Origin of the sequence: Zestomonas insulae (genome assembly GCF_016901015.1) — a bacterium.
GTDB classification, from domain to species: domain Bacteria; phylum Pseudomonadota; class Gammaproteobacteria; order Pseudomonadales; family Pseudomonadaceae; genus Aquipseudomonas; species Aquipseudomonas insulae.
This window is the reverse complement of record NZ_JAFEUP010000001.1, coordinates 212,268-238,456: the sequence shown is the minus strand read 5'-3', so window position 1 is coordinate 238,456 and position 26,189 is coordinate 212,268. Positions and strand designations below refer to the sequence as shown.

General features: G+C 67.0%; 24 protein-coding genes. 14 read left to right on the top strand and 10 right to left on the bottom strand.

The genetic code is table 11. From position 1 onward, the window contains the following. The first annotated feature begins 3 nt into the window (after positions 1-3). The 9 genes from dmpG (at position 4) to JQX08_RS01145 (ending at position 13,512) form a co-directional block, all read left to right on the top strand. Positions 4-1,032, top strand: coding sequence for a 4-hydroxy-2-oxovalerate aldolase (dmpG, locus tag JQX08_RS01185; protein WP_204914124.1), 1,029 nt, complete (start codon positions 4-6; stop codon positions 1,030-1,032). Positions 1,033-1,096: 64 nt separating this feature from the next. Continuing rightward, positions 1,097-2,737: an arylsulfatase gene (locus tag JQX08_RS01180; protein ID WP_204914123.1), complete on the top strand. Its 1,641-nt coding sequence runs from the start codon at positions 1,097-1,099 to the stop codon at positions 2,735-2,737. 498 nt (positions 2,738-3,235) lie between these two features. Next, the gene (locus tag JQX08_RS01175; protein WP_204914122.1) at positions 3,236-4,081 is read left to right on the top strand and encodes an alpha/beta fold hydrolase; all 846 of its coding nucleotides are present in this window, start codon (positions 3,236-3,238) and stop codon (positions 4,079-4,081) included. Between the two features lie 176 nt (positions 4,082-4,257). Then, positions 4,258-5,463: a multidrug effflux MFS transporter gene (locus JQX08_RS01170; protein ID WP_204914121.1), complete on the top strand. Its 1,206-nt coding sequence runs from the start codon at positions 4,258-4,260 to the stop codon at positions 5,461-5,463. Further along, positions 5,460-6,833: an MmgE/PrpD family protein gene (locus JQX08_RS01165; protein ID WP_204914120.1), complete on the top strand. Its 1,374-nt coding sequence runs from the start codon at positions 5,460-5,462 to the stop codon at positions 6,831-6,833. Before JQX08_RS01170 ends, JQX08_RS01165 begins: the two co-directional genes overlap by 4 nt. Before the next feature lie 18 nt (positions 6,834-6,851). Beyond that, on the top strand, positions 6,852-7,922 hold the full coding sequence (locus JQX08_RS01160) for an SMP-30/gluconolactonase/LRE family protein (RefSeq protein ID WP_204914119.1): 1,071 nt from the start codon (positions 6,852-6,854) through the stop codon (positions 7,920-7,922). A 29-nt stretch (positions 7,923-7,951) separates the two neighbouring features. Then, the gene (gene tcuA / locus JQX08_RS01155; RefSeq protein WP_204914118.1) at positions 7,952-9,418 is read left to right on the top strand and encodes an FAD-dependent tricarballylate dehydrogenase TcuA; all 1,467 of its coding nucleotides are present in this window, start codon (positions 7,952-7,954) and stop codon (positions 9,416-9,418) included. A gap of 22 nt (positions 9,419-9,440) precedes the next feature. Then, complete coding sequence (locus tag JQX08_RS01150; protein WP_239481945.1) at positions 9,441-11,558, top strand: PQQ-dependent dehydrogenase, methanol/ethanol family; 2,118 nt, start codon at positions 9,441-9,443, stop codon at positions 11,556-11,558. Position 11,559: 1 nt separating this feature from the next. Next, a complete protein-coding gene (locus JQX08_RS01145) occupies positions 11,560-13,512 on the top strand; it encodes a methyl-accepting chemotaxis protein (RefSeq protein WP_204914117.1) in 1,953 nt (650 codons plus the stop codon). Positions 13,513-13,574: 62 nt separating this feature from the next. Here JQX08_RS01145 and JQX08_RS01140 read toward each other — a convergent pair whose 3' ends face one another. Continuing rightward, positions 13,575-14,579, bottom strand: coding sequence for an NADP-dependent oxidoreductase (locus tag JQX08_RS01140; protein ID WP_204914116.1), 1,005 nt, complete (start codon positions 14,577-14,579; stop codon positions 13,575-13,577). A gap of 232 nt (positions 14,580-14,811) precedes the next feature. Between JQX08_RS01140 and JQX08_RS01135 the strand changes: the two genes are divergently transcribed. Together JQX08_RS01135 and JQX08_RS01130 are read left to right on the top strand one after the other, a co-directional pair. Beyond that, positions 14,812-15,573: an SDR family oxidoreductase gene (locus JQX08_RS01135; RefSeq protein ID WP_204914115.1), complete on the top strand. Its 762-nt coding sequence runs from the start codon at positions 14,812-14,814 to the stop codon at positions 15,571-15,573. 148 nt (positions 15,574-15,721) lie between these two features. Beyond that, complete coding sequence (locus JQX08_RS01130; RefSeq protein ID WP_204914112.1) at positions 15,722-16,606, top strand: bile acid:sodium symporter family protein; 885 nt, start codon at positions 15,722-15,724, stop codon at positions 16,604-16,606. Positions 16,607-16,642: 36 nt separating this feature from the next. Here JQX08_RS01130 and JQX08_RS01125 read toward each other — a convergent pair whose 3' ends face one another. The 3 genes from JQX08_RS01125 to JQX08_RS01115 form a co-directional block, all read right to left on the bottom strand. Continuing rightward, positions 16,643-17,833, bottom strand: coding sequence for a benzoate/H(+) symporter BenE family transporter (locus JQX08_RS01125; protein ID WP_204914110.1), 1,191 nt, complete (start codon positions 17,831-17,833; stop codon positions 16,643-16,645). 12 nt (positions 17,834-17,845) lie between these two features. Beyond that, a complete protein-coding gene (locus tag JQX08_RS01120) occupies positions 17,846-18,445 on the bottom strand; it encodes a LysE family translocator (protein ID WP_204914108.1) in 600 nt (199 codons plus the stop codon). 131 nt (positions 18,446-18,576) lie between these two features. Continuing rightward, positions 18,577-19,026, bottom strand: a complete 450-nt coding sequence (locus JQX08_RS01115) for a MarR family winged helix-turn-helix transcriptional regulator (protein ID WP_204914107.1) — start codon at positions 19,024-19,026, stop codon at positions 18,577-18,579. Positions 19,027-19,106: 80 nt separating this feature from the next. Here JQX08_RS01115 and JQX08_RS01110 point away from each other — a divergent pair, with 80 nt between their 5' ends. Both JQX08_RS01110 and JQX08_RS01105 read left to right on the top strand, forming a co-directional pair. Then, positions 19,107-20,273 (top strand): aminotransferase-like domain-containing protein, encoded by a 1,167-nt coding sequence (locus JQX08_RS01110; protein ID WP_204914105.1) that lies wholly within the window; start codon positions 19,107-19,109, stop codon positions 20,271-20,273. A gap of 12 nt (positions 20,274-20,285) precedes the next feature. Further along, entirely contained in the window at positions 20,286-20,888 is a 603-nt protein-coding gene (locus JQX08_RS01105) for a glutathione S-transferase N-terminal domain-containing protein (protein WP_204914103.1), read from the top strand. A gap of 66 nt (positions 20,889-20,954) precedes the next feature. Here the strand turns inward: JQX08_RS01105 and folE are convergent, their stop codons facing one another. The 4 genes from folE to JQX08_RS01085 form a co-directional block, all read right to left on the bottom strand. Beyond that, the gene (folE, locus tag JQX08_RS01100; protein WP_204914101.1) at positions 20,955-21,500 is read right to left on the bottom strand and encodes a GTP cyclohydrolase I FolE; all 546 of its coding nucleotides are present in this window, start codon (positions 21,498-21,500) and stop codon (positions 20,955-20,957) included. Between the two features lie 108 nt (positions 21,501-21,608). Then, a complete protein-coding gene (locus JQX08_RS01095; protein WP_204914099.1) occupies positions 21,609-22,166 on the bottom strand; it encodes a Smr/MutS family protein in 558 nt (185 codons plus the stop codon). A 47-nt stretch (positions 22,167-22,213) separates the two neighbouring features. Further along, positions 22,214-22,534, bottom strand: coding sequence for a hypothetical protein (locus tag JQX08_RS01090; RefSeq protein WP_204914098.1), 321 nt, complete (start codon positions 22,532-22,534; stop codon positions 22,214-22,216). 107 nt (positions 22,535-22,641) lie between these two features. Continuing rightward, on the bottom strand, positions 22,642-23,235 hold the full coding sequence (locus JQX08_RS01085) for a cysteine hydrolase family protein (protein WP_204914097.1): 594 nt from the start codon (positions 23,233-23,235) through the stop codon (positions 22,642-22,644). A 142-nt stretch (positions 23,236-23,377) separates the two neighbouring features. On the opposite strand from JQX08_RS01085, the gene prmB reads away from it, so the two are divergent. Beyond that, positions 23,378-24,298, top strand: a complete 921-nt coding sequence (prmB, locus tag JQX08_RS01080) for a 50S ribosomal protein L3 N(5)-glutamine methyltransferase (RefSeq protein ID WP_204914096.1) — start codon at positions 23,378-23,380, stop codon at positions 24,296-24,298. A gap of 42 nt (positions 24,299-24,340) precedes the next feature. Here prmB and JQX08_RS01075 read toward each other — a convergent pair whose 3' ends face one another. Continuing rightward, on the bottom strand, positions 24,341-25,123 hold the full coding sequence (locus JQX08_RS01075) for a hypothetical protein (protein ID WP_204914095.1): 783 nt from the start codon (positions 25,121-25,123) through the stop codon (positions 24,341-24,343). A gap of 54 nt (positions 25,124-25,177) precedes the next feature. Continuing rightward, positions 25,178-26,149 (bottom strand): alpha/beta hydrolase, encoded by a 972-nt coding sequence (locus JQX08_RS01070; RefSeq protein WP_204914094.1) that lies wholly within the window; start codon positions 26,147-26,149, stop codon positions 25,178-25,180. Positions 26,150-26,189 lie beyond the last annotated feature (40 nt).

Below are 26,189 nucleotides of genomic sequence, written 5' to 3'. Positions count from 1 at the left end.
AGCATGAACGGCAAGAAAATCTACATCTCCGACGTCACCCTGCGCGACGGCAGCCACGCGATCCGCCACCAGTACGGTCTCGACGACGTGCGCGCCATCGCACGCGCCTTAGACCAGGCCAAGGTCGACTCCATCGAGGTCGCCCACGGCGACGGCCTGCAAGGCTCCTCGTTCAACTACGGCTTCGGCCGCCACACCGACCTCGAATACATCGAGGCGGTGGCCGGCGAGCTCCAGCACGCCAAGATCGCCACGCTGCTGTTGCCCGGCATCGGTAGCGTGCATGACCTGAAGAATGCCTATGAAGCTGGCGCGCGCATCGTGCGCATCGCCACCCACTGCACCGAGGCGGATGTCTCCAAGCAGCACATCGAATACGCCCGCCACCTGGGCATGGACACCGTCGGTTTCCTGATGATGAGCCACATGATTCCGGCCGAAGAGCTGGCCCGCCAAGGCCAGCTGATGGAGAGCTACGGCGCGACCTGCATCTACATGGCCGACTCCGGTGGGGCGATGAACATGCAGGACATCCGCGACCGCATGCGCGCCTTCAAGGCAGTGCTCAAGCCGGAGACGCAGACCGGCATGCACGCCCACCACAACCTGTCGCTCGGGGTGGCCAACTCGATCACCGCGGTGGAGGAAGGCTGCGACCGCATCGACGCCAGCCTCGCCGGCATGGGCGCGGGCGCCGGCAACGCACCGCTGGAGGTGTTCATCGCCGCCGCCGAGCGCCTCGGCTGGAACCACGGCACCGACCTCTACACCCTGATGGATGCCGCCGACGACATCGTGCGCCCGCTGCAGGACCGCCCGGTGCGGGTCGATCGCGAGACCCTCGGCCTCGGCTACGCCGGGGTCTACTCGAGCTTCCTGCGCCACGCCGAAATCGCCGCCGCCAAGTACGGCTTGAAGACCCTCGATATCCTCGTCGAGCTGGGCAAGCGGCGCATGGTCGGCGGCCAGGAAGACATGATCGTCGACGTCGCGTTGGACCTGCTCAAAGGCCGCGAGGTGCTGCCGACCTGAGTCCTAATGTCCCGGCAACGCCTTGCGCGCTTGCCGGGTTCGTCCCTCCTACAGAGAGCCCGCCATGACGCGACTCAAACGCCTGGCCGTGCTGGCCTGCCTGCTGTCGACGAATGCATTCGCCGCCAGCCCACCGAACATTCTGTTGATCCTCGCCGATGATCTCGGCTTCTCCGATATCGCCAGTTTCGGCGGCGAAATCGCCACGCCCAATCTCGACCAACTCGCCCGCGAGGGTGTGCGACTGAGCAACTTCTACGCGGCGGCGGCCTGTTCGCCGACCCGCTCGATGCTGCTGTCCGGCACCGACAGCCACCTGGTCGGCCTCGGCACCATGGCCGAAGTGTTGCCGTTCGCGCCGGCGCTGCAGGGTCGACCGGGATACGAGGGCTACTTGAACGGGCGTGCGCAGTCCTTTGCGCAACGCCTCAAGGACGCCGGCTATGCGACCTACATGGCCGGCAAATGGCACCTCGGCAAAGCCGCCGGGCAAGGGCCCGATGCCTGGGGCTTCGAGCGTTCGTTCAGCCTGCTCGACGGCGGCGCCAGCCACTTCCAACCGCTTGCGGGCTCGCAGGTGCGCATCGAAAACGTCAGTTACCGGGAGGACGGCAGGCCGGTCGAGGTGCCTGCGGATTTCTTCTCCAGCACCTTCTACACCGACAAGCTGATCGGCTACCTCGACGCCGGACGTACCGAGGGCAAGCCGTTCTTCGCCTATGCCGCCTACACCGCTCCGCACTGGCCGCTGCAGGTGCCACAGGCCTACCTCGACAAGTACCGCGGTCGTTACGATGCCGGCTACCAGGCGATCCGCACTGAACGTCTGGCGCGGCTCAAGCAGCTCGGCCTGTTCGCTGGGGAGTTCCCGCCAGCGCCGCCAGCGCAGGTGCCGGCCAAATCCTGGGAGCAGCTGAGTGACGCAGAGCGCGCTGTGGAAGCGCGCAAGATGGAAATCTACGCGGCGATGGTCGAGCACCTCGACATGAACATCGGTCGGCTGATCGATCACCTCAAGCGCACCGGCCAGTACGACAACACCCTGATCGTTTTTCTCTCGGACAACGGCGCGGCGGGCGAGGATCACGCCAAGGGTTATTCGCCGGATGACGCCCACACCGACAATTCGCTGGCCAATCTCGGTCGCAAGGGGTCCAACGTCAGCTATGGCTATCGCTGGGCAGAGGTCAGCTCGACGCCATTCAGCCTGGTCAAGGGTACCAGCGCCGAGGGCGGCATCGCGGTGCCGGCCATCATGCATCTGCCGCGCGCATTGCCGGTGGCGGCAGGGCGGGTGCTGCACGGCGTGGCGCGGGTCGACGACTTGGCCCCCACTTTCCTCGCGCTGGCGGGTGTGCCGGCCAGCGAGACGCCCGCGGGCAAGCTGCCGATCACCGGCCGCTCGCTGCTGCCGTTGCTGACCGGCGCTGTCGCAGCGTTACCACCCCAACCGCTAGCCGGCGAGCTGTTCGGCCAGCCCTATGTCCGCGATGGCGACTGGAAGCTGGTATCCGCATATGCACCGGACGGCTCCCCGCCCAAACCGGGGCAGCCGTATCACTGGCGGCTGTACAACCTTGCCGAGGATCGCGGCGAAACCCGTGACCTGGCAGCCACCCAGCCGCAGCGCCTGGCGGTGTTGCACGCGGCGTGGCGACGCTACGCCGACTGGGCCGGGGTGGCCGAGCCACCCAACTCACCCTGAATGCTCCCTTTGACGCCGGCCCCGCCGGCGTTTTTTTGCGCGTCGTTCCGGCAGTTGCGATTTTTCATGCGGAATTTTCGGAGCCCTTCGCAAAGTTCTGAACCCGATGCCTGGCGACGGCCTGCCAGTAGCGCGCTTTCAGGCTTTAGTGAGTTGCGTAACACATTGAAGTTAAAGCTATTTATCTTGATTTTCGCTGACCGATACCGGGCTGGCACAGGGGTTGCTCTAGCAGGAGTAACGGGCGCCACCGCTTTCCTCGGGGCGCCAGCGGAGCACGGCGTGTCGTCTCCGTCTGCCAATAACAAGATCCAGGAATAACCTCGTGATGCCGACCCTCGCGCCGCTCGCCTGCCGCTTCCGCCGCCACTTGCTGGCCCGAACTTCTGCACTCCATCGCCGCGCCCCGATGTCCGACGGCGCGACGTACCCGCTTCCCTGACCGTCGTGCTCCGCGCGATGCCATCTCCCACCTGAAATCCAAGCAGGACTATCCCCATGAGCAGATTCACCGAAGCCTCCACCAGCCAGTTCGTGCAGACCCCGGAATGGCGCCTGCACTACAACGACGCCGGCGAAGGCGAGGCCGTGATCATGATCCACGGCTCCGGCGCTGGCGCCACCGGCTGGGCCAACTTCCACCGCAACGTCGATGCCTTCGTCGATGCCGGCTACCGCGTGCTGCTGATCGATTGCCCGGGCTTCGGCAAGTCCGATCCGCTGGTCACCGCCGAGCCGCGTTTCGTGATCAACGCCCGCGCCGTCAAGGCGCTGATGGACGCATTGGACATCGACAAGGCGCACCTGGTCGGCAACTCCATGGGTGGCGGCAGCGCGTTGGGCTTCGCCGTGGCCAGCCCCGAGCGGCTGGGCAAGATGATCCTGATGGGCTCCGGCGGCGTCGGCCGTACCAGCCTGTTCACTCCGTTGCCGATGGAAGGCATCAAGTTGCTGTTCGGTGTCTACCGCGAGCCCAGCATGGACAACCTGAAGAAGATGCTCGACGTCTTCGTCTATGACTCCAGCGCGCTCACCGAAGAGCTGATCGGCCTGCGCCACAAGAGCATCCTGGCCAACCCGCAGCACCTGGAAAACTTCCTCAAGAGCGTCGATCTGAGCAAGTTCCAGATGGGCGACTTCTCCGCCGACCTGCCCAACATCCAGACACCGACCCTGATCACCTGGGGGCGCGACGATCGCTTCGTGCCGATCGATTGGAGCCTGAAGCTGCTCAACGGCATTCCGGATTCGCGCCTGCACGTGTTCAGCAAGTGCGGTCACTGGGCGCAGTGGGAACACGCCGAGGCGTTCAACCGCCTGGTGATCGACTTCCTCCAGCACTGAGTGGAGCGGGGCGGCCTGACCGTCCCTGCGCTCCGCCATCCACCCGTCGCCCGACCTGGGTGACGGGTACGCCGGCGCCTCGCGCCGGTGGGGACGCGCGGCCCCACGAGGGCCGTGGCGTCCTGCTCCCTATTCGTTTGTGCGCGGATGCGAGTCGTCCGCGCCGAGGTATGCCTATGCGTTTGTCCCTGCGCGCCAGTTGGTTGGTGTTGCTTGGCGCTCTGACCGCCATTGCGCCGATGTCCACCGACATGTACCTGCCGGCGTTTCCGGCCATCACCCGCGCCCTGCAGTTGGCGCCGGGCGGTGTCGAGCTGAGTTTCTCCAGCTACTTCGTCGGGGTGCTGCTCGGCATGCTCTGCTACGGGCCGCTCAGTGACCGCTACGGGCGCAAACCGCCGCTGTACTTCGGCCTGGCGCTCTACAGCCTGGCCTCGCTGGCCATCGTCCAGGCGGCTAGCCTCGAGTCGCTGGTTGGCTGGCGTTTCCTGCAGGGCATCGGTGGCTGTACCGGCACCGTGCTGACCACGGCCATCGTCCGCGACCGCTGCACTCCGCAGGACACCGCACGGGTGCTGTCGCGGATCATGCTGGTGATGGGCCTGGCGCCGATCCTCGCGCCACTCGGCGGCGGCCTGCTGCTGGCGGTGTGGGGTTGGCAGGCGATCTTCCTGGTGCTCGCCGCGTTCGGCCTGAGCTGCCTGCTCGCCGTGCATCTGCTGCTCGACGAGACTCTGACGGCGGAGCGCGTCCAGCCGCTGCATCTTGGGCTGGTGCTGCGCCGCTATGCGCGGCTGTGCGGCGACCGGCAGTTCCTCGGCTATCTGCTTAGCCAGGCATTCGCCGCCGGGGCGATGTTTGCCTACATCGCCGGTTCGCCGTTCGTGCTGCTTGAGTTGCAGGGCATCGAGCCGTCCCACTACGGGCTGTTCTTCGGTCTCAACGGCATCGGGCTGCTGCTCGCCAGCCAGTTCAACCGCCGCCTGTTGCGCCGCTACAGCGCCAGCCTGCTGCTGGCCCGCGCGCTGTGGTTGCCGCTGGGCGCCGGCGCGCTGCTGCTGAGTGCCGAACTGGCTGGCCTGCGCTCGCTACCGCTGCTGATGCTGGGCTTCTTCGTGCTGGTCGCCAGCATTGGGGTGATCAACCCCAACGCCAGCGCAATGGCCATGGTCAGCCAGGGCGATAATGCCGGCGTGGCTGCGGCAATGCTCGGTGCCACGACCTTCGGCATGGGCATGCTTGGCGGTGTGTTCATCGGCCTGGCGCACGATGGCAGTGGCTTGCCGCTGGCGTTGGCGATCAGCGCGCTGGGCACTGCCGCCTGGCTGGCCAACCGGTTGTTGCTCGGCACCTGGCGGGTCGCCGACGGGGCACCGGCATGAGCGGGGAGACGCTCAGCCAGGCGCTGGCCGCTTTCGTCCATGAGCTGCGTTTCGCCGACCTGCCGGCGGCGGTGCGCGACAAGGCGCGGCTGTGTGTGCTGCACCAGCTGGGCATGGCCCTGGCCGGTCACGAGCTGCCTGGCGCGAGTATCGCCGCCGAGTTGATCCTCGCCGATGGCGGCGCCGCGCAGGCCACCGTGCTGCACGGCGGCTGGCGTAGTTCGGCAATGAACGCCGCGTTCGCCAACGCCGTGCTGTTCCATGGCCGTGTGCAGGACGATACCCATCACACCGCGCACCTCGGCACCGTGCTAATCGCCGCCGGACTGGCACTCGCCGAAGCGCGGCGCAGCAGCGGCGAGGCGTTCATGACCGCGCTGGTTGCTGGTTACGAAGTGGCCGGCGCGCTGAGTCGCGAGTTCACCGCGCTGACCACTCCGCGCGGGTTCCGCGCCACCGCGCTGTACGGTGTGCTCGGTGCCGCCGCGGTGAGCGCGCGGCTACTCGGCCTGGACCGCGAGCGCACCGCGCATGCCCTGGGAATCGCCGCGACCCTGGCCGGCGGGACCATCGAACCCTTCGCCGCCGGTAGCGAGGAGTTCGTCCTGCACAACGGCCAGGCCGCACGCAACGGCATCCTCGCCGCCAGCCTCGCTGCCCGCGGCCTGGGCGCGGCGGTCAGTGCGTTGGACGGCCAGGCCGGCTTCCTGCGCGCCTTCGCCGGCAGTACCGAGGGCGGCGAGCGGATGCTGGCCGGGCTCGGCACGTGCTTCGAAATTCTCAACGTCAACTTCAAGGCCCTGCCGGTGTGCGCGGGCAACCAGACACCGCTGCTGAACGCCCGCCAGCTCGCCGCGCAGCTCGGCGCGACGGCGGACATCGTCGCCATCGACATCGACATGCATCCGTTTGAGGCGCGCCACCCTGGCATCGCTTACTGCGGGCCGTTTCGCAACCGCGTGCAGACGCTGATGAGCACGCCGTTCAGCGTCGCCCTCGGCTTGCTCGGTCGGGCGGTGGACATGCCTGCGCTGCACGCCTTCGACGATCCCGCGGTGCTGCGCTTGGTGGCTTGTGCGCGGGTCCATGAGGCGCCCGACCTGGCGATGCTGCAGTCGCGTATCCGCGTGCGCCTCGCCGACGGCCGTGAACTGGCCGCCAGCTTCTACCCGCAGGCCGACCAGCTGCGTTTTTCCTGGGCGAAGGAGGTGACGCTGCTGCACGGCATGCGCGCCGAGATGCCGCTCGATGCCGCCGCGTTGGATGAATTGATCGCCGAGGTCGGGCAGCTCGAGCAGCTCACCGACCTCAGCAGCCTGGTGCGCCGCACCAGCATCTGCCGCTTGCGCCAGTGCTGCCACGAACAATAACCAGACGAGGAACTCGCCATGCTCCGACTTCAACTGCCGCTGCTCGCCGGCCTGCTGTGTGCCGCCAGCGCTGCGCTGGCCGAGATTGTGCCGCCCTGCGTGGCGCCGCCCGGCACCACGCCGCTGTGCGGCATCGCCCCGGCCGAGGACATCGAGGCGGCCAGTGATGGCCGGTTCCTCTTTCTCAGCACCACGCCGGGCTTGTCTGACGCCCACCACAGCCGCCTGCGCCAGCTAGAGCTGGCCAGTGGTGCGGTGCGCGACCTGCCGGTGGAAATCGACGCCGAGCCGGGCTGGGGCGATCGCTACTGTGCCGCCCCGCCGCAGGCGATCGGCGCCCACGGCCTGCACCTGTCGCGCCGCGCCGATGGCCGCGAGCAGCTGCTGGTGGTCAACCACCAAGGCCGCGAGGCCATCGAGTTTCTCGAGCCGGTCGCCGTATCCGGCGGCTGGAAGGCGGTGTGGCGCGGCTGTGTGGCGAACAGCCAGGGCAGCCTGTTCAACGACGTGGTTGGCAGCGTGGATGGCGGCTTCGTCGCCACCGCGATGTTCGAGTTGCGCGACATGCAGGCCGATCCGCACCTCGAGCACATGCTCGATGGCCGCGATACCGGTTACCTGATGGCCTGGTGGCCGGGCGCCACGTTGGTTCGCCTGGCGCACAGCAAGGCGCCGTTCCCCAACGGCATCCAGCGCAGCGCCGACGGCCGCTCGGTGTGGTTCGCCGCCTGGACCGGCAAGGCGCTGTGGCAATACGACCTCGCCAGCCACCAGGTGACGCGCAAGGTGGCGCTGGACTTCATGCCCGACAACCTCAGCTGGAGCGCCGATGGCCGCCTGCTGGCCGCCGGCCTGCCCGACGCGGCGACCTTTCGCGACTGTTTCGTCGGCAAGCGCGAGTTCTGCCCAAGCGCGGTGCGCGTGGTCGCCCTCGATCCGCAGGACGGCACGCTGGCACCGCTCTACACCGCCGCGCCGGGCGTGTTGTTCGGTGCCTCGGTGGCGCTGCAGGTCGGCCCTGACCTGTACGTCGGCGCGTTCACCGGCGACCGCCTGCTGCGGGTCCCCGACGCCTTCGCCGAGCGCTGAGCCGGCTCTTTGAACATCAGGAGAAGCACATGCAAGACTACGACGTGATCGTGCTGGGCAGCGGCAATGCCGGACTCTGCGCGGCGCTATCGGCGCGTGAGCAGGGCGCCCGCGTGGCGCTGCTCGAACGCGCCCCGCAACGCTTTCGCGGAGGCAACTCGGCACACACCGGCGGCGCCTTCCGCGTCGCCTACGACGGCGTGGACGACTTGCGCCAGCTGATGCCCGACCTGCTCGACAGCGAGGTGGAGAACAGCGATTTCGGCCGTTACAGCTCGGACGACTTCTACGGCGAACTGGCCGCGTTGAGCCAGTACCGTGCCGATCCCGAGGTGCTCGACACCGTGGTTGGCGAAAGCTTGCCGACCCTGCGCTGGATGACCGGCAAGGGTGTGCGCTTCATGCCGATCTACGGCCGGCAGGCATTCAAGGTCGAGGGCAAGTACCGCTTCTGGGGCGGGCTGACCATCGAGGTGTCCGGTGGCGGCCTGGGTCTGGTCGAAGCGCTGCTCGGTCGCGCCGAGCGCGACGGTGTCGAGTTGCACTACGACTGCCGCGCCCAGGCGCTGACCCGCGATGGCGATGGCTGGCGCATCCGCTGCGCCGATGGCCGCGAGTTTCGTGCCGCTGGCGTGGTGCTCGCCACCGGCGGCTTCCACGCCAACCTCGCCTGGCGCGCCCAGTACCTTGGCCCCGGCTGGGATCTCGCCAAGGTGCGTGGCACCCGCTACAACACCGGCGACGGCATCCAGATGGCCCTCGACGTCGGCGCGGTGCCCTACGGCAACTGGTCCGGCTGTCACGCGGTGTTCTACGACGTCAACGCGCCGGAACTCGGCGACCTCGACCGCCTCAACCAGCAGAAGAACTATTTCCACCTCGGCCTGGTGGTCAACGCCGACGGCAAGCGTTTCGTCGACGAGGGCCTGGATTTTCGCAATTACACCTACTCGGGGATGGGCGCCAAGGTGCTGCAGCAGCCAAGCGGGGTGGCCTGGCAACTGTTCGACCAGCACAGCCATGACCTGCTGCCGGACGAGTACCGCGTACGCCAGGCCACTCGCATCCAAGCCGACAGCTTGGAGGAGCTGGCCGGCAAGCTGGAAGGCATCAACGCCAACGCGCTGCTCGAAACCTTGCGCGAGTACAACGCCGCGGTGCGTCGCGAGGTGCCGTTCAACCCGGCGGTGCGCGACGGCCGTTCGACCACCGGCCTGGCGATTCCCAAGTCGAACTGGGCCAACCCGTTGGAGCAGCCGCCCTTCGTCGCCTACGCGGTGACCTGCGGAATCACCTTCACCTTTGGCGGCCTGAAGGTGAACAGCGGCGCCGAGGTGCTCGACGAAGCCGACCAGCCGCTACCCGGGCTGTACGCCGCCGGTGAGCTGGTTGGCAACCTCTACTACGTGAAATACGCCGGAGGCGCCGGGCTGACCTCTGGTTCGGTGCTTGGCCGTATCGCCGGTGCTGCCGCTGCTGCGCGGCGCTCCGCCTGATCTCCCCATGATGAGAACAACAATGCCAATCTCCATGCTTTCGCGTCTGGCCGGGCTGTGCGCCGGCCTCGCGCTATGCCTTGCACCGTCGGTCCAGGCCGCGATCGACGGTGCGCAGATTGCCGCCGGCCAACCCGGCGTCAACTGGCTGTCCTACGGCCGTACCTATTCCGAACAGCGTTTCAGCCCGTTGGAGCAGATCGATCGTGAGTCAGTGGGACGCCTCGGTTTGGCCTGGGCGATGGACGTTCCCGAGGCCACCTCTCTGGTCTCCACGCCGCTGGTCAAAGACGGAGTGATCTACTTCAGTGCCAGCTTCAGCGTGGTTTACGCCGTCGACGCGCGCAGCGGCAAGACCCTGTGGCGCTTCGATCCGCAGGTCACCGCGGCATTCCGCGCGCACAACCCGGCGCGTCAGCGCATGTACTGGGGCATGAACCGTGGTTTGGCGATGTGGGGCGACAAGGTCTTCGTCGGCACCGGCGACGGCCGGTTGATCGGCATCGACATGGCCAGCGGCAAGCAGGTGTGGTCGACCCAGACCACCGACCCGGAGACCCATGCGCAGATCACCGGCGCACCACTGGCCTTCAACGGCAAGGTGCTGATCGGTTTCGGCGGCGCCGACAACGGCCCGCTGCGCGGCTATGTCACCGCCTACGATGCCGAGACCGGCAAACAGGCCTGGCGCTTCCACACGGTGCCCGGAAATCCGGCTGACGGCTTCGAGAACCAGGCCATGGCGATGGCCGCCAAGACCTGGACCGGCGAGTGGTGGAAGCACGGCGGTGGTGGCACGGCGTGGAACTCGCTGACCTACGACCCACAGTTCAATCGGGTGTACATCGGCACCGGCAACGGCGCGCCGTGGAACCGCAAGATCCGCAGCCCGGGCGGCGGTGACAACCTGTTCCTGTCGTCGATCGTCGCGTTGGATGCCGATACCGGCGCCTACGCCTGGCACTACCAGACCACGCCGGGTGAGCAGTGGGACTACAACTCGGCGATGGACATGGTGCTCGCCGAGCTGACCATCGACGGCCAGCCGCGTCAGGTGCTGATGCACGCGCCGAAGAACGGCTTCTTCTATGTACTCGACCGCGCCACCGGCAAGCTGATCTCCGCCGAAAAGCTCGGCAAGGTCACCTGGGCCGAGCGCATCGACCTCGCCACTGGCCGTCCGGTAGAAGTGCCGGGGGCGCGCTACGAGAGTGGTGAGGCGCTGATCTGGCCTGGTCCGCCGGGCCGCCACAGCTGGCACCCGATGTCGTTCAATCCGGACACCGGGCTGGTCTACATCCCGACTCTGGACATCCCCGGTTACTACAACGACAAGGGCATCGACCCGCTGACCTGGCAGCACAAGCGCAACACCTACGCCTTCGGCGTCAACGTCGATGCTGGCGACATTCCCAAGGACGCCGGCAGCTCGGCACTGGTCGCCTGGGATCCGCTGGCGCAGCGCGAGCGCTGGCGGCGACCGACCGCCGGCGCCTGGCCGGGCGGTACGCTGAGCACCGCCGGCGGGCTGGTGTTCCAGGGCCAGGCCGACGGTCACCTGGTTGCCTTCGACGCAGCCACCGGCGAAACGCGCTGGCAGTTCCAGGCGCAGCGCGGGATTTCCGCGCCGCCGATCAGCTATAGCGTCGACGGTCGTCAGTACGTGGCGGTGCTGGTCGGCTGGGGCGGCGGCGGCCCGCTGGTCGGCGGTTCACTGTTCGCCCAGCACGGCTGGAGTTTCCGCGACGGTGGCCGGCGTCTACTGACCTTCGCCCTCGACGCCAAGGGCGAGCTGCCGGATACCCCGCATACCCCGGTGGTGCCGCTCGACCGTGCCGACCTGCAACTCGACGCCGCCAGCGTGGCGCGCGGCGAGGCCTTGTACGCGACGACCTGCCAGACCTGCCACGGACATGACGCGATCAGCGGTGGCGGCGCGCCGGATCTGCGCGCCTCGGCGATGGCGCTGTACCCGCAGTCGCTGAGCGCGGTGGTGCGCGACGGTGCGCTGCAGGCCAAGGGCATGCCGCAGTTCGACGAGCTCGGCGACGCTGAGCTGGAGGCCATTTACCAGTATCTGCGTGATCGCGCCCGGGCCAAGCAGCCGTCGCCGCCCAAACTCATTGCGCCGGAGCACTGAGATGCGGGCCCTGCAGGATTGGCTGGCCGACCTCGCGGTCGGTCGCAAGCTAATGCTCGCCTTCGGTCTGGTCTCGGCGCTGTCGCTGCTGGCGATTGTTATCGCCCTCCAGGCCGCCGATCGGTTGGTCGAGGGCAACCGGCAAAGCCAGTTGCTCGCCGACATCAATCTGCTGCTCGGCGAGGCGCGTCAGGCCGAGAAGGACTTCGCCCTGGCGCCGGACCAGGCTTCGGCCGAGCGCGTGCGCACGGCGATGGCCGCGCTGGCGGGCAAGGCGGCGACACTGCAGCGCCACGCCGATGCGGCGACTGGTGTGGCGTTGCAGGACATCGAGCACGGCGGCGCGGATTATCTGGCGCGCTTCGCTCAGTTTGTCAGCCAGCGCGAACTGGCCGAGCGAGCGCGCCAGGACATGCAGGCGCAGGCCGAGGAGGCGCGTCTGCAGGTCGAGTTCGTCGAGCGCGACATGTTCGATGCGCTGCGCGTCGCCCTGGGCGATCAGGCCGCGATGAGCGGCGATACCCTGACCTTCGCCGAGAACGCCGCGTCACTACTGCGCGTGCTCCTCGCCGTACGCAACCGCGAGTACACCTTTGTGCAGGGCGGTGGCGAGCAGCCACTGCGCGAGTGGGGCGAGTTCATGCAGACCGCTGATGGTGCAGTGGCGGCGCTGCTGGCCGGCCTCGGCGCGGAGCACGAAGACGTATTGCAGGCCGCCCGCCAGGCGCTGGTCGCTTACCGGCAGGCGTTCGAGCACTACCGCACGAGTCGCGCCGCCAGCCAGCAGAGTGCCACCGACATGCAAGGCTTCGCCGCAGCGGTGCTGGCCCAGGCCGACCGGGCGCGCGACGAGCACCTGCAGCGTCTGGAGATGCAGCGTGTGGCGATCATGCGCCTGCTCGCTGTCAGCGGCGGGGTGATCCTGCTACTCGCCGGCGCAGCCAGTCTGGTGATTCGCCAGTTGCTGCTGCCGCCGCTGCAACGCACCCTGGCGCTGGCCCAGCGCATCGCCGCCGGCGACCTGAGCCACCGTGAGGCCGACGACGGCCGGCGCGACGAACTGGGTCAGCTCGGTCAGGCCATGGGGCTGATGACTGAGAACCTGCGCGGCATGGTGGCGCGCCTGGGGCAGGGCATCGACCAGTTGCACGGCGCGGCCGAACAGCTCAGCCAGAGCAGCCGGCTCAGCGATGCGGGTGCGCGGGCGCAGCAGCGCGAGACCGAGCAGGCGGCGGCCGCCACCCAGCAGCTGGCTAGCTCCGCCGAAGAGGTGTCGCGCAACGCTGGCCAGGCCGCCGAGGCAGCGTTGCAGGCCAACCGCAATGCCCACGACGGCGATCGAGTGGTCGGCCAGAGCGCGGCGCAGATCGTGCGCCTGGCGGCCGACGTCGAGCAGTCGATGAGCACCATCCGCCGCCTGCATCAGGGCAGCGAGCGGATCGGTGGGGTGCTCGACGTGATCAAGGCGGTCGCCGAGCAGACCAACCTGCTGGCGCTGAATGCCGCCATCGAGGCCGCTCGCGCTGGCGAGCAGGGCCGCGGCTTCGCGGTGGTCGCCGACGAGGTGCGGGCGCTGGCACAGCGCACCCAACAATCGACTGCCGAGATCGAAGGACTGATCGCCGAACTGCAGCAGCTGTCCGAACGGGCCGTGCAGCAGATGGCGGGCAGCGCTCAGCTCAGTCAGGAAGCGGTCGGTTACGGTGAGCAGGCGCGTCAGGCGCTGATCCTGATCACCGGCGCGGTGGGCAGTATCGAGGCGTTCAATCAGCAAATCGCCAGCTCAGCAGTCGAGCAGAGCGCGGTAGCCGAGGAGATCAGTCGCAACGTTGTGCAGGTGCGCAGGGTGGCCGAGCAGGGTGTGGTCAGCAACGCGCAGATGGCGGCGGCGAGCGGCGAGCTGGCGCGTTTGGGTGGCGAGTTGCAGGCGCTGGTGCAGCAGTTTCGCCTGTAGCCGGCGGAGTAAACGAACAGCCCAGGCAATGCCTGGGCTGTTCTTGTAGCGGTGTGGAGCGATCAGACCTTGAGCACCAGCTTGCCGAAGTTCTCGCCGCTGAACAGCTTGAGCAGGGTTTCCGGGAAGGTTTGCAGGCCTTCGACGATGTCCTCCTTGCTCTTCAGCTTGCCTTCCGCCATCCAGCCACCCATCTCCTGGGCGGCAGCGGCGAACTGGCTGGCGTAGTCCATTACCACGAAGCCTTCCATGCGCGCGCGGTTGACCAGCAGCGAGAGGTAGTTGGCCGGGCCTTTCACGGCTTCCTTGTTGTTGTACTGGCTGATCGCGCCGCAGATCACCACGCGGGCCTTGGGTGCCAGGCGGCTGAGCACGGCATCGAGGATGTCGCCGCCGACGTTGTCGAAGTACACGTCGACGCCTTTCGGGCATTCGCGCTTGAGGCCGGCGACCACGTCTTCATTCTTGTAGTCGATGGCGCCGTCGAAGCCGAGTTCGTCGATCAGGTACTGGCACTTCTCCTTGCCGCCGGCGATGCCGATGACACGGCAGCCTTTGATCTTGGCGATCTGCCCGGCGATGGTGCCGACCGCGCCGGCGGCGCCGGACAGCACCACGGTGTCACCGGCTTTCGGCGCGCCGACGTCGAGCAGGGCGAAGTAGGCGGTCATGCCGGTCATGCCCAGGGCGGACAGGTACAGCGGCAGCGGCGCGCGCTTCGGATCGACCTTGTAGAAGCCCTTGGGCTCGCCGAGGAAGTAGTCCTGCACGCCGAGCGCGCCGTTCACGTAGTCGCCGACGGCGAAGCCCGGGTGCTGCGAGGCGACGACCTGGCCGACGCCCAGCGCGCGCATCACTTCACCGATGCCGACCGGGGGGATGTACGACTTGGCGTCATTCATCCAGCCGCGCATGGCCGGGTCGATGGACAGGTACTCGTTCTTCACCAGAATCTGGCCGGCGGCCGGCTCGCCCAGCGGCTTTTCCACGTAGTCGAAAGTGGCGCGGCTGACGGCGCCGACCGGGCGTTGAGCGAGCAGGAACTGGCGGTTGAGTTGGGCAGACATGGCAAGGCACTCATCGGGTATTAAAGAGTGTTGGTGATAGCCGCCGCGCGCTGATCCGGCAAGTTTTGTCTGGGCGCAGAATGGCCGATCATCCACGCCGTTGATCGGCAGTGGCGGGTATTAATCAATCTGCTGGATGGAGCCACCTTGTAGACTCTGATAGTGCTGCCCCTGGCCGCCGCCGGCTGAATAGACTGACCGAAGCTTTGCGAGTGCTATCGAGGATAAATACATGAGCATGAAATTCTCCGGCCAGGTTGCCCTGGTCACCGGCGCAGCTGCCGGCATTGGTCGTGCCACTGCCCAGGCGTTCGCCGCCGAAGGGCTGAAAGTGGTGGTTGCCGACTACGACGCGCAGGGCGGCGAGGCCACGGTGCAGCTGATCCGCTCCGCTGGCGGTGAGGCGACCTTCATCCGCTGCGACGTGACCAAGGACGTCGAGGTCAAGGCGCTGATGGATGGAGTGCTGGCCGCTTACGGCCGCCTCGACTACGCCTTCAACAACGCCGGCATCGAGATCGAGAAGGGCAAGCTGGCCGACGGTAATGAGGACGAGTTCGACGCGATCATGGGCGTCAACGTCAAGGGCGTATGGCTGTGCATGAAGCACCAGATCCCGCTGTTGCTGGCCCAGGGCGGCGGGGCGATCGTCAACACCGCGTCGGTGGCTGGCCTCGGCGCGGCGCCGAAGATGAGCATCTACGCGGCGTCCAAGCACGCGGTGATCGGCCTGACCAAGTCGGCGGCGATCGAGTACGCGAAGAAGCAGATCCGCGTGAACGCCGTGTGCCCGGCGGTGATCGACACCGACATGTTCCGTCGCGCCTACGAGTCGGACCCGAAGAAGGCCGAGTTCGCCGCCGCCATGCACCCGGTGGGTCGGGTCGGCAAGGTCGAGGAAATCGCCGCGGCGGTCCTCTATCTGTGCAGCGATGGCGCCAGCTTCACCACCGGCCATGCCCTGGCGGTGGACGGCGGCTCGACGGCGATCTGAGTCGCGCGAGCTTCGGCAAGAAAGGCGCCTGTTCGGCGCCTTTTTGCATTCTGTTACACCTCGCCAGTCGCCTGGCGCGTTCGGCCACTACCGCCGCCGGTAGGCCTTGCGCAGAATCCCATGCAGGTCCCACGAGAGCACAACAATAATGACTTCCAGCATTCTCAGTACCCTGTTCCTTCCCCTGGCCCTGGGCATCATCATGCTTGGCCTGGGGCTGTCGCTGACCCTGGCGGACTTCGCCCGCGTCGCCAAATTTCCCAAGCCTGTGCTGATCGGCCTGGCGTGCCAGCTGTTGCTGCTGCCGCTGGCCTGCTTCTTTATTGCCAAGGGCTTCCAGCTCGAGGCGGCCCTGGCGGTCGGCCTGATGCTGCTCGCGGCCTCGCCGGGCGGCACCACGGCCAACCTCTACAGCCACCTGGCACACGGGGACGTGGCTCTGAACATCACCCTGACCGCGGTGAACTCGGTAATCGCCGTGCTGACCATGCCGCTGATCGTCAACCTGTCGCTGATGCACTTCATGTCGGCGGATCAGGCGATTCCGCTGCAGTTCGCCAAGGTCGTCCAGGTGTTCGCCATCGTGCTCGGCCCGGTGGCGATCGGCATGTGGGTGCGCAGCCGCTTCCCGGCTTTCGCCGAGCGCATGCAGAAGCCGGTGAAGATCGTCTCGGCGCTGTTCCTCGCGCTGATCATCCTGCTCGCCGTGGCCAAGGACTGGCAGACCTTCCTCGAATACGCCCCGGTAGTCGGCATGGCCGCGCTGTGCTTCAACCTGTTGAGCCTGGCGGTCGGCTACTGCGTGCCGCGCCTGTTCAACCTGTCGCAGCGCCAGGCGGTGGCGATCGGCATGGAGATCGGCATTCACAACGGCACCCTGGCGATTGCCCTGGCACTGAGCCCGATGCTGCTCAACAACCCGACCATGGCGATCCCGGCGGCGATCTACAGCCTGATCATGTTCTTCACCGCGGCTGGGTTCGGCTGGTGGGTCAATCGCGCGCACGGTCGCGAGCTGGCCGCCGAGGCCTGAATACAAAAAAGGCGCCGCAAGGCGCTTTTTTTCGTCTCAGGCTTTGCGCCAGTTGAGGATCGCCAGCGTCAACATGCCGGCGACGATGCCCCAGAACGCCGAGCCGACCGAGAACAGGCTCATGCCCGAGGCGGTGACCAAGAAGGTGATCAGCGCCGCCTCGCGCTCCTTGGGCTCGTTCATCGCCTGGGTCAGGCCGCCGATGATTGAGGCGAACAGCGCCAGTGCGGCAATCGACAGGATTAGCGCCTTGGGCAGCGCGGCGAACAGCGCGGCGAGGGTGGCGCCGAAAATCCCGGCGATGCCGTAGAACACCCCGCACCACACCGCTGCGGTGTAGCGCTTGGCCGGATCTTCGTGGGCTTCCGGGCTGGCGCAAATCGCCGCGCTGATCGCCGCCATGTGAATGCCGTGGGAGCCAAACGGCGCGAGCAGGATCGACGCCAGGCCGGTGGTGCTGAGCAGCGGCGAGGCCGGCACGTCATAGCCGTTGGCGCGCAGCACTGCCATGCCCGGCAGGTTCTGCGAGGCCATGGCGACAATGAACAGCGGGATGCCGATGCTGATCGCCGCGCTCAGGGAAAAGCTCGGCGTGGTCCATTCCGGGGTGGCCAGCTTCAGCTCGAAGGCGTGGAAATCCAGGAGTCCCGAGGCACCTGCCAGCACGCAGCCGACGATCAGCGCGGCGAGCACCGCATAGCGCGGCAGCAGGCGCTTGCCGAGCAGGTAGGCGAGCAGCATGGCGACCACCAGCACGGTCTGCTGCTGGGCGGCGTTGCAGATTTCCAGGGCGATCTTGAACAGCACCCCGGCCAGCAGCGCCGCGGCCAGCGAGGCGGGGACGCGGCGCATGATGCGGTCGAAGGTGCCGGTCAGGCCGATCAGCAGGATCAGCCCGGAGGCCAGGATGTAGGCGCCGATCGCCTCACCGTAGGGCACGCCCGGCAGGCTGCTGATCAGCAGCGCGGCGCCGGGTGTCGACCAGGCGATCATCACTGGCGCGCGGTAGCGCAGCGACAGGCCGATGCTGCAGATCGCCATGCCGATCGACAGGGCCCAGATCCACGAGGAAATCTGCCCGCTGCTCAACCCGGCGGCCTGGCCGGCCTGGAACATCAGCACCAGTGAACTGGTGTAGCCGGTGAGCATGGCGATAAAGCCGGCGACGATCGCCGACGGCGAGCTGTCCGCCAGCGGACGCAGGCGCGAGTGGGTGACGTCGGTCATGAAGCGTCCTTGTCAGAAGTCGGAAAGGATCGGGTACAGCGAAGCGACCAGCAGCACCGCCATGCCGAGGTTGAAGGCGCGCAGCACCTGCGGCCTGTCCAGCCAGCGCCGCAGCAGGCTGCCGGCCACGGTCCACAGGCCGACGCTGGGGCAGTTGATCAGCGCGAACAGCGCGGCGATCAGCACCACGTTGGTGAAGAACTGCTCCTGCGGGGTATAGGTGGTGATGGCGCCGATTGCCATGATCCAGGCCTTCGGATTGACCCACTGGAACGCCGCCGCCTGCAGGAAGCTGAACGGCTTGCCGCGCGACTCGCCGCTGTCCGGTGCGCCGGAGCGGGCGATCTTCCAGGCGAGGTACAGCAAGTAGGCCGCGCCGAGGTAGCGCAGGGCGGTGTAGGCGGGCGGGAAGCGCTCGAACAGCTGGCCGAGGCCGAGGCCCACGGCGACCACCAGGACCATGAAGCCGATGCTGATGCCGAGCATGTGCGGCACGCTGCGGCGCACACCGAAGTTCACCCCGGAGGCGAGCAGCATCATGTTGTTGGGGCCGGGCGTCACCGAGGTGACGAAGGCGAAGAGGGCGAAGGCAAGCAGCAGTTCGAGGCTCATGGCAGGGTTTCCCGAAGTCAGGAAGCCAGCCTAAGCGCGGTGGGGCGACGCGTCGCGGTACAGCGACTCGCGCAAATGGCGGTACAGTTCTGCGTAGATGCGAAGAATTGCGTAGCTGTTCTAGCGGCGCGTCAGCCTTCGCTCGGCTGGCGGGTCTTGCCCAGCGCCTGGTTGACCTCGAGCCAGCCGGCGGCCGCCGCTTCGCCGGTATCGGCGAACACCCGCTGCAGCAGCTTGGTCTGTTCGCGGCGCAGCGCGGCTTCGAGCTTGGCGCCTTCGTCGGTCAGGCCGAGCAGGCGTTTGCGCTTGTCGGATTCGGCGGTGACGCTTTCCACCAGGTGCATTTCCATCAGCTGGCGCAGCGGAATATTCAGCGCCTGCTTGCTGACGCCAAGCACGCCAAGCAGCTCCGTCATGCTCGCGCTTGGGTAGCGTGCGATGAAGAACAGGATGCGGTGGTGCACGCGGCTCAGGCCGCGGCGCGCGAGCATTTCGTCGGGCTTGGCGGTGAACGCCTGGTAGCCGAAGAAGAACGCCTCGAGGGCGAGCTGCTGAGCGGTCGGGGTTTTCAGGTCAAGCATATTGACGTTTCTGTCCGGGACGGCGTAGTTTCGGTCAACCAGTTTGACCCATTTTTCCCTGCCTCCGCTACCGGTGACCCATGGCCTTCTCTGAACGCATTGCCCGCCTGAAAAGCTCCCTGATTCGTGAAATCCTTGCCGCGGCGCAGCGTCCGGAAGTCATGTCGTTCGCCGGCGGCCTGCCCGCCGAACCGATGTTGCCGAAAGTCGAGTGGGCCGAGATGCCGGCGAGCATGGGTCAGTACGGCATGAGCGAAGGCGAGCCGGCGCTGCGCGAGGCGATCGCCGCCGAGGCGCGTGCTCTGGGCATTGCCTGCGAGGCCAGCCAGGTGCTGATCGTCAGCGGTTCCCAGCAGACCCTCGATCTGGCCAGTAAGTTGTTCATCGATCCGGGCACCGAAGTGCTGCTCGAGGCGCCCACCTACCTGGCCGCGCTGCAGGCGTTCCAGCTGTTCGGCGCCGACTGCATCACTGTGCCGCAGGAAGCCGACGGCCCCGAACTGGTTGCCCTGCGCCAGCGTCTGGAGCAGCACAAGCCGGCTTTTGCCTACCTGATTCCGACCTTCCAGAATCCGTCCGGTGTGCGCTACAGCGAGGCCAAGCGCCAGGCGGTAGCGGCGCTGCTCGACGAGTTCGGCGTCACGCTGATCGAGGACGAGCCCTACCGCGAGCTGGTGTTCGACGAAGGCCGCGCCGCGCCGATCGTCAGTCGCCTGCAGAAAGCCAGCTGGATCTACACCGGCACCGTGTCGAAGACCCTGCTGCCGGGTCTGCGCGTCGGCTTCCTGATCGCCACCCCGGACCTGTTCCCGCATCTGCTGCGCCTCAAGCAGTCGGCCGACCTGCACACCAACCGCATCGGCCAGTGGCAGGCGCTGCAGTGGCTGGGCAGCGAGCAGTACAAAGCGCACCTCGCCGAGCTGCGCGACTTCTACCGGGTGCGCCGCGACGCGATGCAGGTCGCGCTGGAAGAGCACTTCAGCGACCTGGCGGACTGGAATGTGCCGGAGGGCGGGCTGTTCTTCTGGCTGACCCTCAAGGACCCGCTGGATACCCGCACCCTGCTGAACCCGGCACTCGAGCAGAACGTCGCGTTCATGCCCGGCGAGCCATTCTTCACCCACCCGGAACAGCACCCCGGCTACCTGCGCCTGAACTTCAGCCATGTGGCGCCGGAGCGCCTGGGCGAAGGCCTGCGTCGTCTGGCACTGGTGATCCGGCAAGCCCAGGCCGCCAAGGCGGCATAAAAGGAGAGCGCGGTGTACAAGGTCTACGGCGACTACATTTCCGGCAACTGCTACAAGGTCAAGCTGATGCTGCACCTGCTCGGCCGTGACTATGAGTGGATGCCGATCGACCTGCTCAAGGGCGAAACCGAGACGGCGGAGTTCCTCGCCAAGAACCCCAACGGCAAGATTCCCGTGCTGGAACTGGAGGATGGCACCACGCTGTGGGAGTCCAATGCCATCCTCAATTTCCTCGCCGAGGGCAGCGAGCTGCTGCCGAGCGAGCCGCGCCTGCGCACGCAAGTGCTGCAGTGGCAGTTCTTCGAGCAATACAGCCACGAGCCCTATGTCGCGGTGGCGCGCTTCATCCAGCTCTACCAGGGCATGCCGGAAGCGCGCCGGGCCGAGTACGAGGTTTGCCACAAGCGCGGCCACAAGGCCCTGCGCGTCATGGAACAGCAGCTCAACAGCACGCCGTACCTGGTCGGGGATCGCTACACCATCGCCGACATCGCCCTGTACGCCTACACCCACGTGGCGCACGAAGGCGGTTTCGACCTCAGTGGCTATCCGGCGATCAATGCCTGGATGGCGCGGGTCGCCAGCCATCCGCGGCATGTCGGCATGCGCGACTGACACTGTCGGTCGCACCTTGAAACGAAAAAACCGGCCAATGGGCCGGTTTTTTCATGGCAGCGGCGATCAGTTGATGAGGCTGAGGAACTCGCTGCGTGTCGCGGCATTCTCGCGGAACTCGCCAAGCATCACCGAAGTGACCATCGACGAATTCTGCTTCTCCACGCCGCGCATCATCATGCACATGTGCTGCGCTTCGATGACCACCGCCACGCCGAGTGCGCCGGTGACCTTCTGGATGGCCTCGGCGATCTGCCGGCTGAGGTTTTCCTGGATCTGCAGGCGCCGTGCATACATGTCGACGATCCGCGCGACCTTGGACAGGCCGAGCACCTGGCCATTGGGGATGTAGGCCACGTGCGCCTTGCCGATGAAGGGCAGCAGGTGGTGCTCGCACAGCGAATACAGCTCGATGTTCTTCACCAGCACCATTTCGCTGTTGTCGGAGCTGAACAGGGCACCGTTGGTGACCTCTTCCAGGGACTGTTCGTAGCCGCGGCAGAGGTACTGCATCGCTTTGGCGGCGCGCTTGGGCGTATCGCGCAGACCTTCGCGGGTCACGTCCTCGCCGAGCTGGCCGAGAATCGCGGTGTAGTTCTGTTCCAAAGACATGGATCTACCTGTTGGCTTATCTAAAGAGGACGCAAAGGCGCAGGGTAGGGCGCGAGTGCGTTGGTGGCAAGCTGAAGGGCGCCGTGTTGGCAGGCATTTCGCGCCGGATTACTCGTCCCGGCCGTCGAGCATGGTGCGTTTGAGCAGCAGATAGATCGCCCCGGTGCCACCGTGCTTGGGCAGGCAGGAGCAGAAGCCCAGCACCTGCGGATGCTGACGCAGCCAGGTGTTGACGTGGCTCTTGATCAGCGGGCGCTTGCCGTCCATGCGCGCCGACTTGCCGTGGGTGACGCGGACGCAGCGCACTTCCAGGCGGGCGGCTTCGGCGAGGAATTCCCAGAGCGTGTCGCGCGCCTTCTCCACGGTCATGCCGTGCAGGTCGAGGCTGCCTTCGAAGCTGACCTGGCCGAGCTTGAGCTTGCGCATCTGGCCTTCCTGGACGCCGTCGCGCGACCAGTGCAGTTCATCCTCGGCGCCGACGTCGATGACGAACTGATCGGAGAGGCCATCGACCTTGGTGGATTCGACGCGTTGCGTCGCGGCCTCGCGCAAGGTGGCGATGCGGCTGCGGTCGGCCTTCGGTTTGCCGGTGTCGGCGCGGTCGTGCTTGATCGGCTTGACGCCGTGCATCTGGGTTTTGAACAGGGAAAATTCGTCGTCTTGCATGAGGGCCTCCGCGCAGGGCCCTAGTTTAACGTCCCGGCAGGCGGGCGTCAGTCATGCTTCTTCATCAGGTGCGGCGACAGGCTCAGGTCATTGCCGCGGCGCAGCTTACGGCGGCAGGCGCGCCAGGCGAGCACGCCGAACCACAGCAACAGCAGGCCGGTGATCAGCAGGGCGATGGCCGCCCCGGTCGAGGCGTTGAAGTTGCCCAGGGTGGGCGGGTGGCCGAACAAGGTGGCGGCGCCGGCCATGGCCAGCAGGATGCCCAGCGTAGCGAACAGGGCGGCGAGCGCTGCGCCGAAGCGCCAACGCCAGATGCGCGGGCCGCGAGGTCGCAGGCGACGTGCATCGAATCCACCGGATAATTTCATGCCGACTTCCTCACAAGTTACCGGCGGTATGACCGGGAGCCGGCGGCGAGGTTCTGGCCGCTGCGCGGTTTGGACCACGCAGCCGGTGAAAAGTGCGGCGGCGTGGGTTAAATCAGTGCGGCGGCGTTCGGCAGGACGACCGCGAAGTTGTCCGCCAGGGCTGCCATTTCGACGCGGTGCAGGTCGACGGCGCTGATCACGCTGTCGCCATAGGGTAGATCGCGGGTGGCGCACGCGGTATCGACCAGGGTGCAACGATAGCCGTAATCCTTGCAGGCGCGCACTGTGGTGCTGATGCTCGAATGGGTCATGAAGCCGCAGATGATCAGGTCGAGGCGGCCGATGGCCTGCAGTCGATCATGCAGGTCGGTGCCGGCGAAGGCATTCGGCAGACGCTTCTCGACGATCTGTTCGCCAGGATGCGGTGCCGCCTCGGGGAGGAACTGGCCGCGCGGACCGCGCGGATCGAGGAAGCTGTCCGGCACGCCGAGGTGTTTGACGTGCACGATCGGCGTGCCGATGGCGCGCGCCGCAGCCAGCAGACTGGCGATCTCGCCCAGCGTGGCATCCAACCCCGGCAACGGCACGACACCGCTGCGGTACTCCCCCTGGGCATCGATGATGATCAGGCAGGCGTTCTGCAATGTCGCGGGGGCATAACTACGGCCGGTGATCTGGAGGAGGGTAAGGGGGCGGGACATGCATGCAACTCCTGGAAAACGCGCGATGCCCCCATTGTCACCCCGCTGGTCGGCGCTGTGAACCTCCCCTGTGTTTTTAGGCGCCGCTGGCATTCGTTATCCACGGCTCTACAATGCGCGCCTGGCCTTTGGAGATACCACCGTGACCGCACCTTCTTCGCAACTGCGCACACTGCGCGACCACATCCGTTGGGCGGTCAGCCGCTTCCACAGCGAGGGCCTGTTCTTCGGTCACGGCACCGACAACGCGTGGGACGAGGCGCGCCAGCTGGTGCTTGGCGCGCTGCATCTGCCGTGGGAGATCGCCGACAGCTACCTCGACTGCCGCCTGGAAGACGACGAGCGCGAGCACCTGCAAGCGCTGCTGCGCCTGCGCATCGAGGAGCGCGTGCCGACCGCCTACCTGCTCGGCGAGGCGACCTTCTGTGGCCTGACGTTCAGCGTCGATGAGCGGGTGCTGGTGCCGCGCTCGCCGATCGCCGAGCTGATCCAGCAACAGTTCGCGCCCTGGCTGCCGCAGGAACCGACGCGCATTCTCGACCTGTGCACCGGCTCCGGCTGCATCGGCATCGCCTGCGCCTATGCCTTCCCCGAGGCCGAGGTGGCGCTCGCCGATCTGTCATTCGATGCCCTGGAAGTGGCCTGGCAGAACATCGAGCGTCACGATCTGGAGGCGCGCGTGTACACGGTGCAGAGCGATGGCTTCGATGGCCTGCCCGGGCAGCGCTTCGACCTGATTGTCTCCAACCCGCCGTATGTCGATGCGGAAGACTTCGCCGACATGCCGCCCGAGTATCACCACGAGCCGGAGATGGGCCTGGCCTGTGGCGAGGACGGCCTGGACCTGGTGCGCCGCATGCTGGCCGAAGCGGCCGATCACCTGACCGAGCAGGGGCTGCTGATCATCGAAGTGGGCAACAGCCAGGTGCACGTCGAGGCGCTGTACCCGGAAGTGGACTTCACCTGGCTGGAGTTCGAGCACGGCGGTCACGGGGTGTTCCTGCTCGCCGCGGCGCAATGCCGTCAGCACCAAGAACTGTTCCGTTCGCGGGTTGGCGGCTAAGCAGGGAGCTGTTTGGCGCTTATCTCTACGTGCAGATAAGCGCTAGCGGGTCGCCATCCAGATCAGCAGGCCGGCCTGGAACACGGCAAATGCCACCAGGCAGGTGATGGTGAAGCGCAGGGTGCCATCCTCGCGCTTGAACACGCTGATGCGCTCTTCCAGCTTGCGTAGCCGGCTGTCCTGCTCAACCAGGTTGCGGTCGGCCTGCTCGAGCATCGCTGCGGCGTCGAGCAGGCTGATGCTCTGCACCTTGTCCTTGTGCCAATCGCTGTGCAGCACGTTGACCCGGTCGGCCTTGTAGCTGGCCTTGAGCTGCAGCGGGTCGAGGTATTCGACGTCGAAGCCCTGCACGCGCAGGAAGTGGTCGCGCAGGGTCCGTGCGTCTTCGCTGAGCGCGTCCTTGATGCCCAGCGCGCCGCCTTCGACCTGATAGTGCGCCCAGCGCTGCTTGGCCCAGGCGATGCCCTGGGCGGCCAGGAAACGGCCGAGACCCCGGTTCGGCGGCTCGACCTGCAGGCCGCTGTCGGTGCCGAAGCGCACTTCCTTGCTGCGGTGGTCGGCCCACACCTCGAGCACATTCTGCTCGCGCCGCACGCGTTGGCCGGGCAGCTCGATGGTCAGGCGCAGCAGGCTCTGCGCCGGGCTGTGCCGCTCGAGGCGGCCGAGCTGGACGAAGCGCAGCGGCCGCACGCCGGTGCTGCGGTCGGTCGGCAGCGGCGCCAGGCGCAGCAGATGAAACTGCTCCGGCCCCAGTTCGGCCCACGGGTGGGGCTGAACGGGTTGTTCCGGGGCGTCGGCGGGAGTGGCGGTGCTGGTCTCGGTCATGGCTGATTTGGGACGTTGATGCCAGGTGATACCGGAGTATCGGCCGCTTCGGCGTCAACTAGAGGCTGGCGATGTGCTATTGCGCTTGATGAAGTCGATCAGGCCGCCGAGCAGTTGCCTGGCCAGCGGCAGTTTCGGGTCATTGTACGAGGCCAGCTGGCGCTGCACATCGTTCGGCACGATGCGCAGCACGTGATTCATGCCGGCAATCAACAGCAGCTCGGCATCCGGCTTGGCGGCGTGCAGCGCTTCGGCGTCCGGCACGCCGACCTGGATGTCATGCGTGCCCTGGATGATCAGCGCCGGAATGCTCAGGGAGGCGAACGCGGCGGCCGGGTCGTAGCGGAACAGCGAAATCAGGTAAGGCTGCACGCTGGGACGGAACACCACCTGCAGCGCTTCCGGCACCTGCGTGTCGACGTGTCCGGCCTTGAGGCTGGCGATCAGCGCCTCGCTGCGCGGCAGCAGCGGCGCGGGCAGGCGCGCCTGCAGCTGCTCGCGGAGGACCTGATCGATGGGCCGCGCGCTACCTGCGATCGACACCAGCGCGGTGGCGCCGCTGCGTCCGGCGGCCAGGGTGGCGATCAGCGCGCCTTCGCTGTGGCCGACCAGGATCAGCGGGCCGAAGCGCGGGTCGGCGCGCAGCTGCTGGCTCCAGGCCACGGCATCGTCCACGTAGCGCTCGACGCTGAGGTCGCGCTCATTGGGCGTGGCGGCCAGGCTGGCGGCCACGCCGCGCTTGTCGTAGCGCAGGCTGGCGATGCCCTGGGCGGCGAGCGCCTGGGCCAGGCGCTTGAGGCTCTCGTTGCGGCCGCCGAGCGGGTTGTTGCCGTCGCGGTCGGTGGGGCCGGAACCGGCGATCAGCAGCGCCACGGGCATCTGCTCCTCGGTCTTCGGCAGCAGCAGGGTGCCTTTCAGCACGCCCGCGCCGGTATCCAGCTCGGCCGGTCGCTGCAGCACGGTGTAGGGGCTGGCGCTGGCCAGGCTGGCGAAGAAGGACAGGCTCAAGAGGATCACTCGCAGCATGGGAGGGGCTTCGGAAGGGCGATCTGCCTTGGAACGGCTG

Excerpts from the sequence above, each read along its gene's own strand:
- dmpG (WP_204914124.1), top strand. The coding sequence starts at position 4 with ATGAACGGCAAGAAAATCTACATCTCCGACGTCACCCTGCGCGACGGC.
- JQX08_RS01180 (WP_204914123.1), top strand. The coding sequence starts at position 1,097 with ATGACGCGACTCAAACGCCTGGCCGTGCTGGCCTGCCTGCTGTCGACG.
- JQX08_RS01175 (WP_204914122.1), top strand. The coding sequence starts at position 3,236 with ATGAGCAGATTCACCGAAGCCTCCACCAGCCAGTTCGTGCAGACCCCG.
- JQX08_RS01170 (WP_204914121.1), top strand. The coding sequence starts at position 4,258 with ATGCGTTTGTCCCTGCGCGCCAGTTGGTTGGTGTTGCTTGGCGCTCTG.
- JQX08_RS01165 (WP_204914120.1), top strand. The coding sequence starts at position 5,460 with ATGAGCGGGGAGACGCTCAGCCAGGCGCTGGCCGCTTTCGTCCATGAG.
- JQX08_RS01160 (WP_204914119.1), top strand. The coding sequence starts at position 6,852 with ATGCTCCGACTTCAACTGCCGCTGCTCGCCGGCCTGCTGTGTGCCGCC.
- tcuA (WP_204914118.1), top strand. The coding sequence starts at position 7,952 with ATGCAAGACTACGACGTGATCGTGCTGGGCAGCGGCAATGCCGGACTC.
- JQX08_RS01150 (WP_239481945.1), top strand. The coding sequence starts at position 9,441 with ATGCCAATCTCCATGCTTTCGCGTCTGGCCGGGCTGTGCGCCGGCCTC.
- JQX08_RS01145 (WP_204914117.1), top strand. The coding sequence starts at position 11,560 with ATGCGGGCCCTGCAGGATTGGCTGGCCGACCTCGCGGTCGGTCGCAAG.
- JQX08_RS01140 (WP_204914116.1), bottom strand. The coding sequence starts at position 14,579 with ATGTCTGCCCAACTCAACCGCCAGTTCCTGCTCGCTCAACGCCCGGTC.
- JQX08_RS01135 (WP_204914115.1), top strand. The coding sequence starts at position 14,812 with ATGAGCATGAAATTCTCCGGCCAGGTTGCCCTGGTCACCGGCGCAGCT.
- JQX08_RS01130 (WP_204914112.1), top strand. The coding sequence starts at position 15,722 with ATGACTTCCAGCATTCTCAGTACCCTGTTCCTTCCCCTGGCCCTGGGC.
- JQX08_RS01125 (WP_204914110.1), bottom strand. The coding sequence starts at position 17,833 with ATGACCGACGTCACCCACTCGCGCCTGCGTCCGCTGGCGGACAGCTCG.
- JQX08_RS01120 (WP_204914108.1), bottom strand. The coding sequence starts at position 18,445 with ATGAGCCTCGAACTGCTGCTTGCCTTCGCCCTCTTCGCCTTCGTCACC.
- JQX08_RS01115 (WP_204914107.1), bottom strand. The coding sequence starts at position 19,026 with ATGCTTGACCTGAAAACCCCGACCGCTCAGCAGCTCGCCCTCGAGGCG.
- JQX08_RS01110 (WP_204914105.1), top strand. The coding sequence starts at position 19,107 with ATGGCCTTCTCTGAACGCATTGCCCGCCTGAAAAGCTCCCTGATTCGT.
- folE (WP_204914101.1), bottom strand. The coding sequence starts at position 21,500 with ATGTCTTTGGAACAGAACTACACCGCGATTCTCGGCCAGCTCGGCGAG.
- JQX08_RS01095 (WP_204914099.1), bottom strand. The coding sequence starts at position 22,166 with ATGCAAGACGACGAATTTTCCCTGTTCAAAACCCAGATGCACGGCGTC.
- JQX08_RS01090 (WP_204914098.1), bottom strand. The coding sequence starts at position 22,534 with ATGAAATTATCCGGTGGATTCGATGCACGTCGCCTGCGACCTCGCGGC.
- JQX08_RS01085 (WP_204914097.1), bottom strand. The coding sequence starts at position 23,235 with ATGTCCCGCCCCCTTACCCTCCTCCAGATCACCGGCCGTAGTTATGCC.
- JQX08_RS01075 (WP_204914095.1), bottom strand. The coding sequence starts at position 25,123 with ATGACCGAGACCAGCACCGCCACTCCCGCCGACGCCCCGGAACAACCC.
- JQX08_RS01070 (WP_204914094.1), bottom strand. The coding sequence starts at position 26,149 with ATGCTGCGAGTGATCCTCTTGAGCCTGTCCTTCTTCGCCAGCCTGGCC.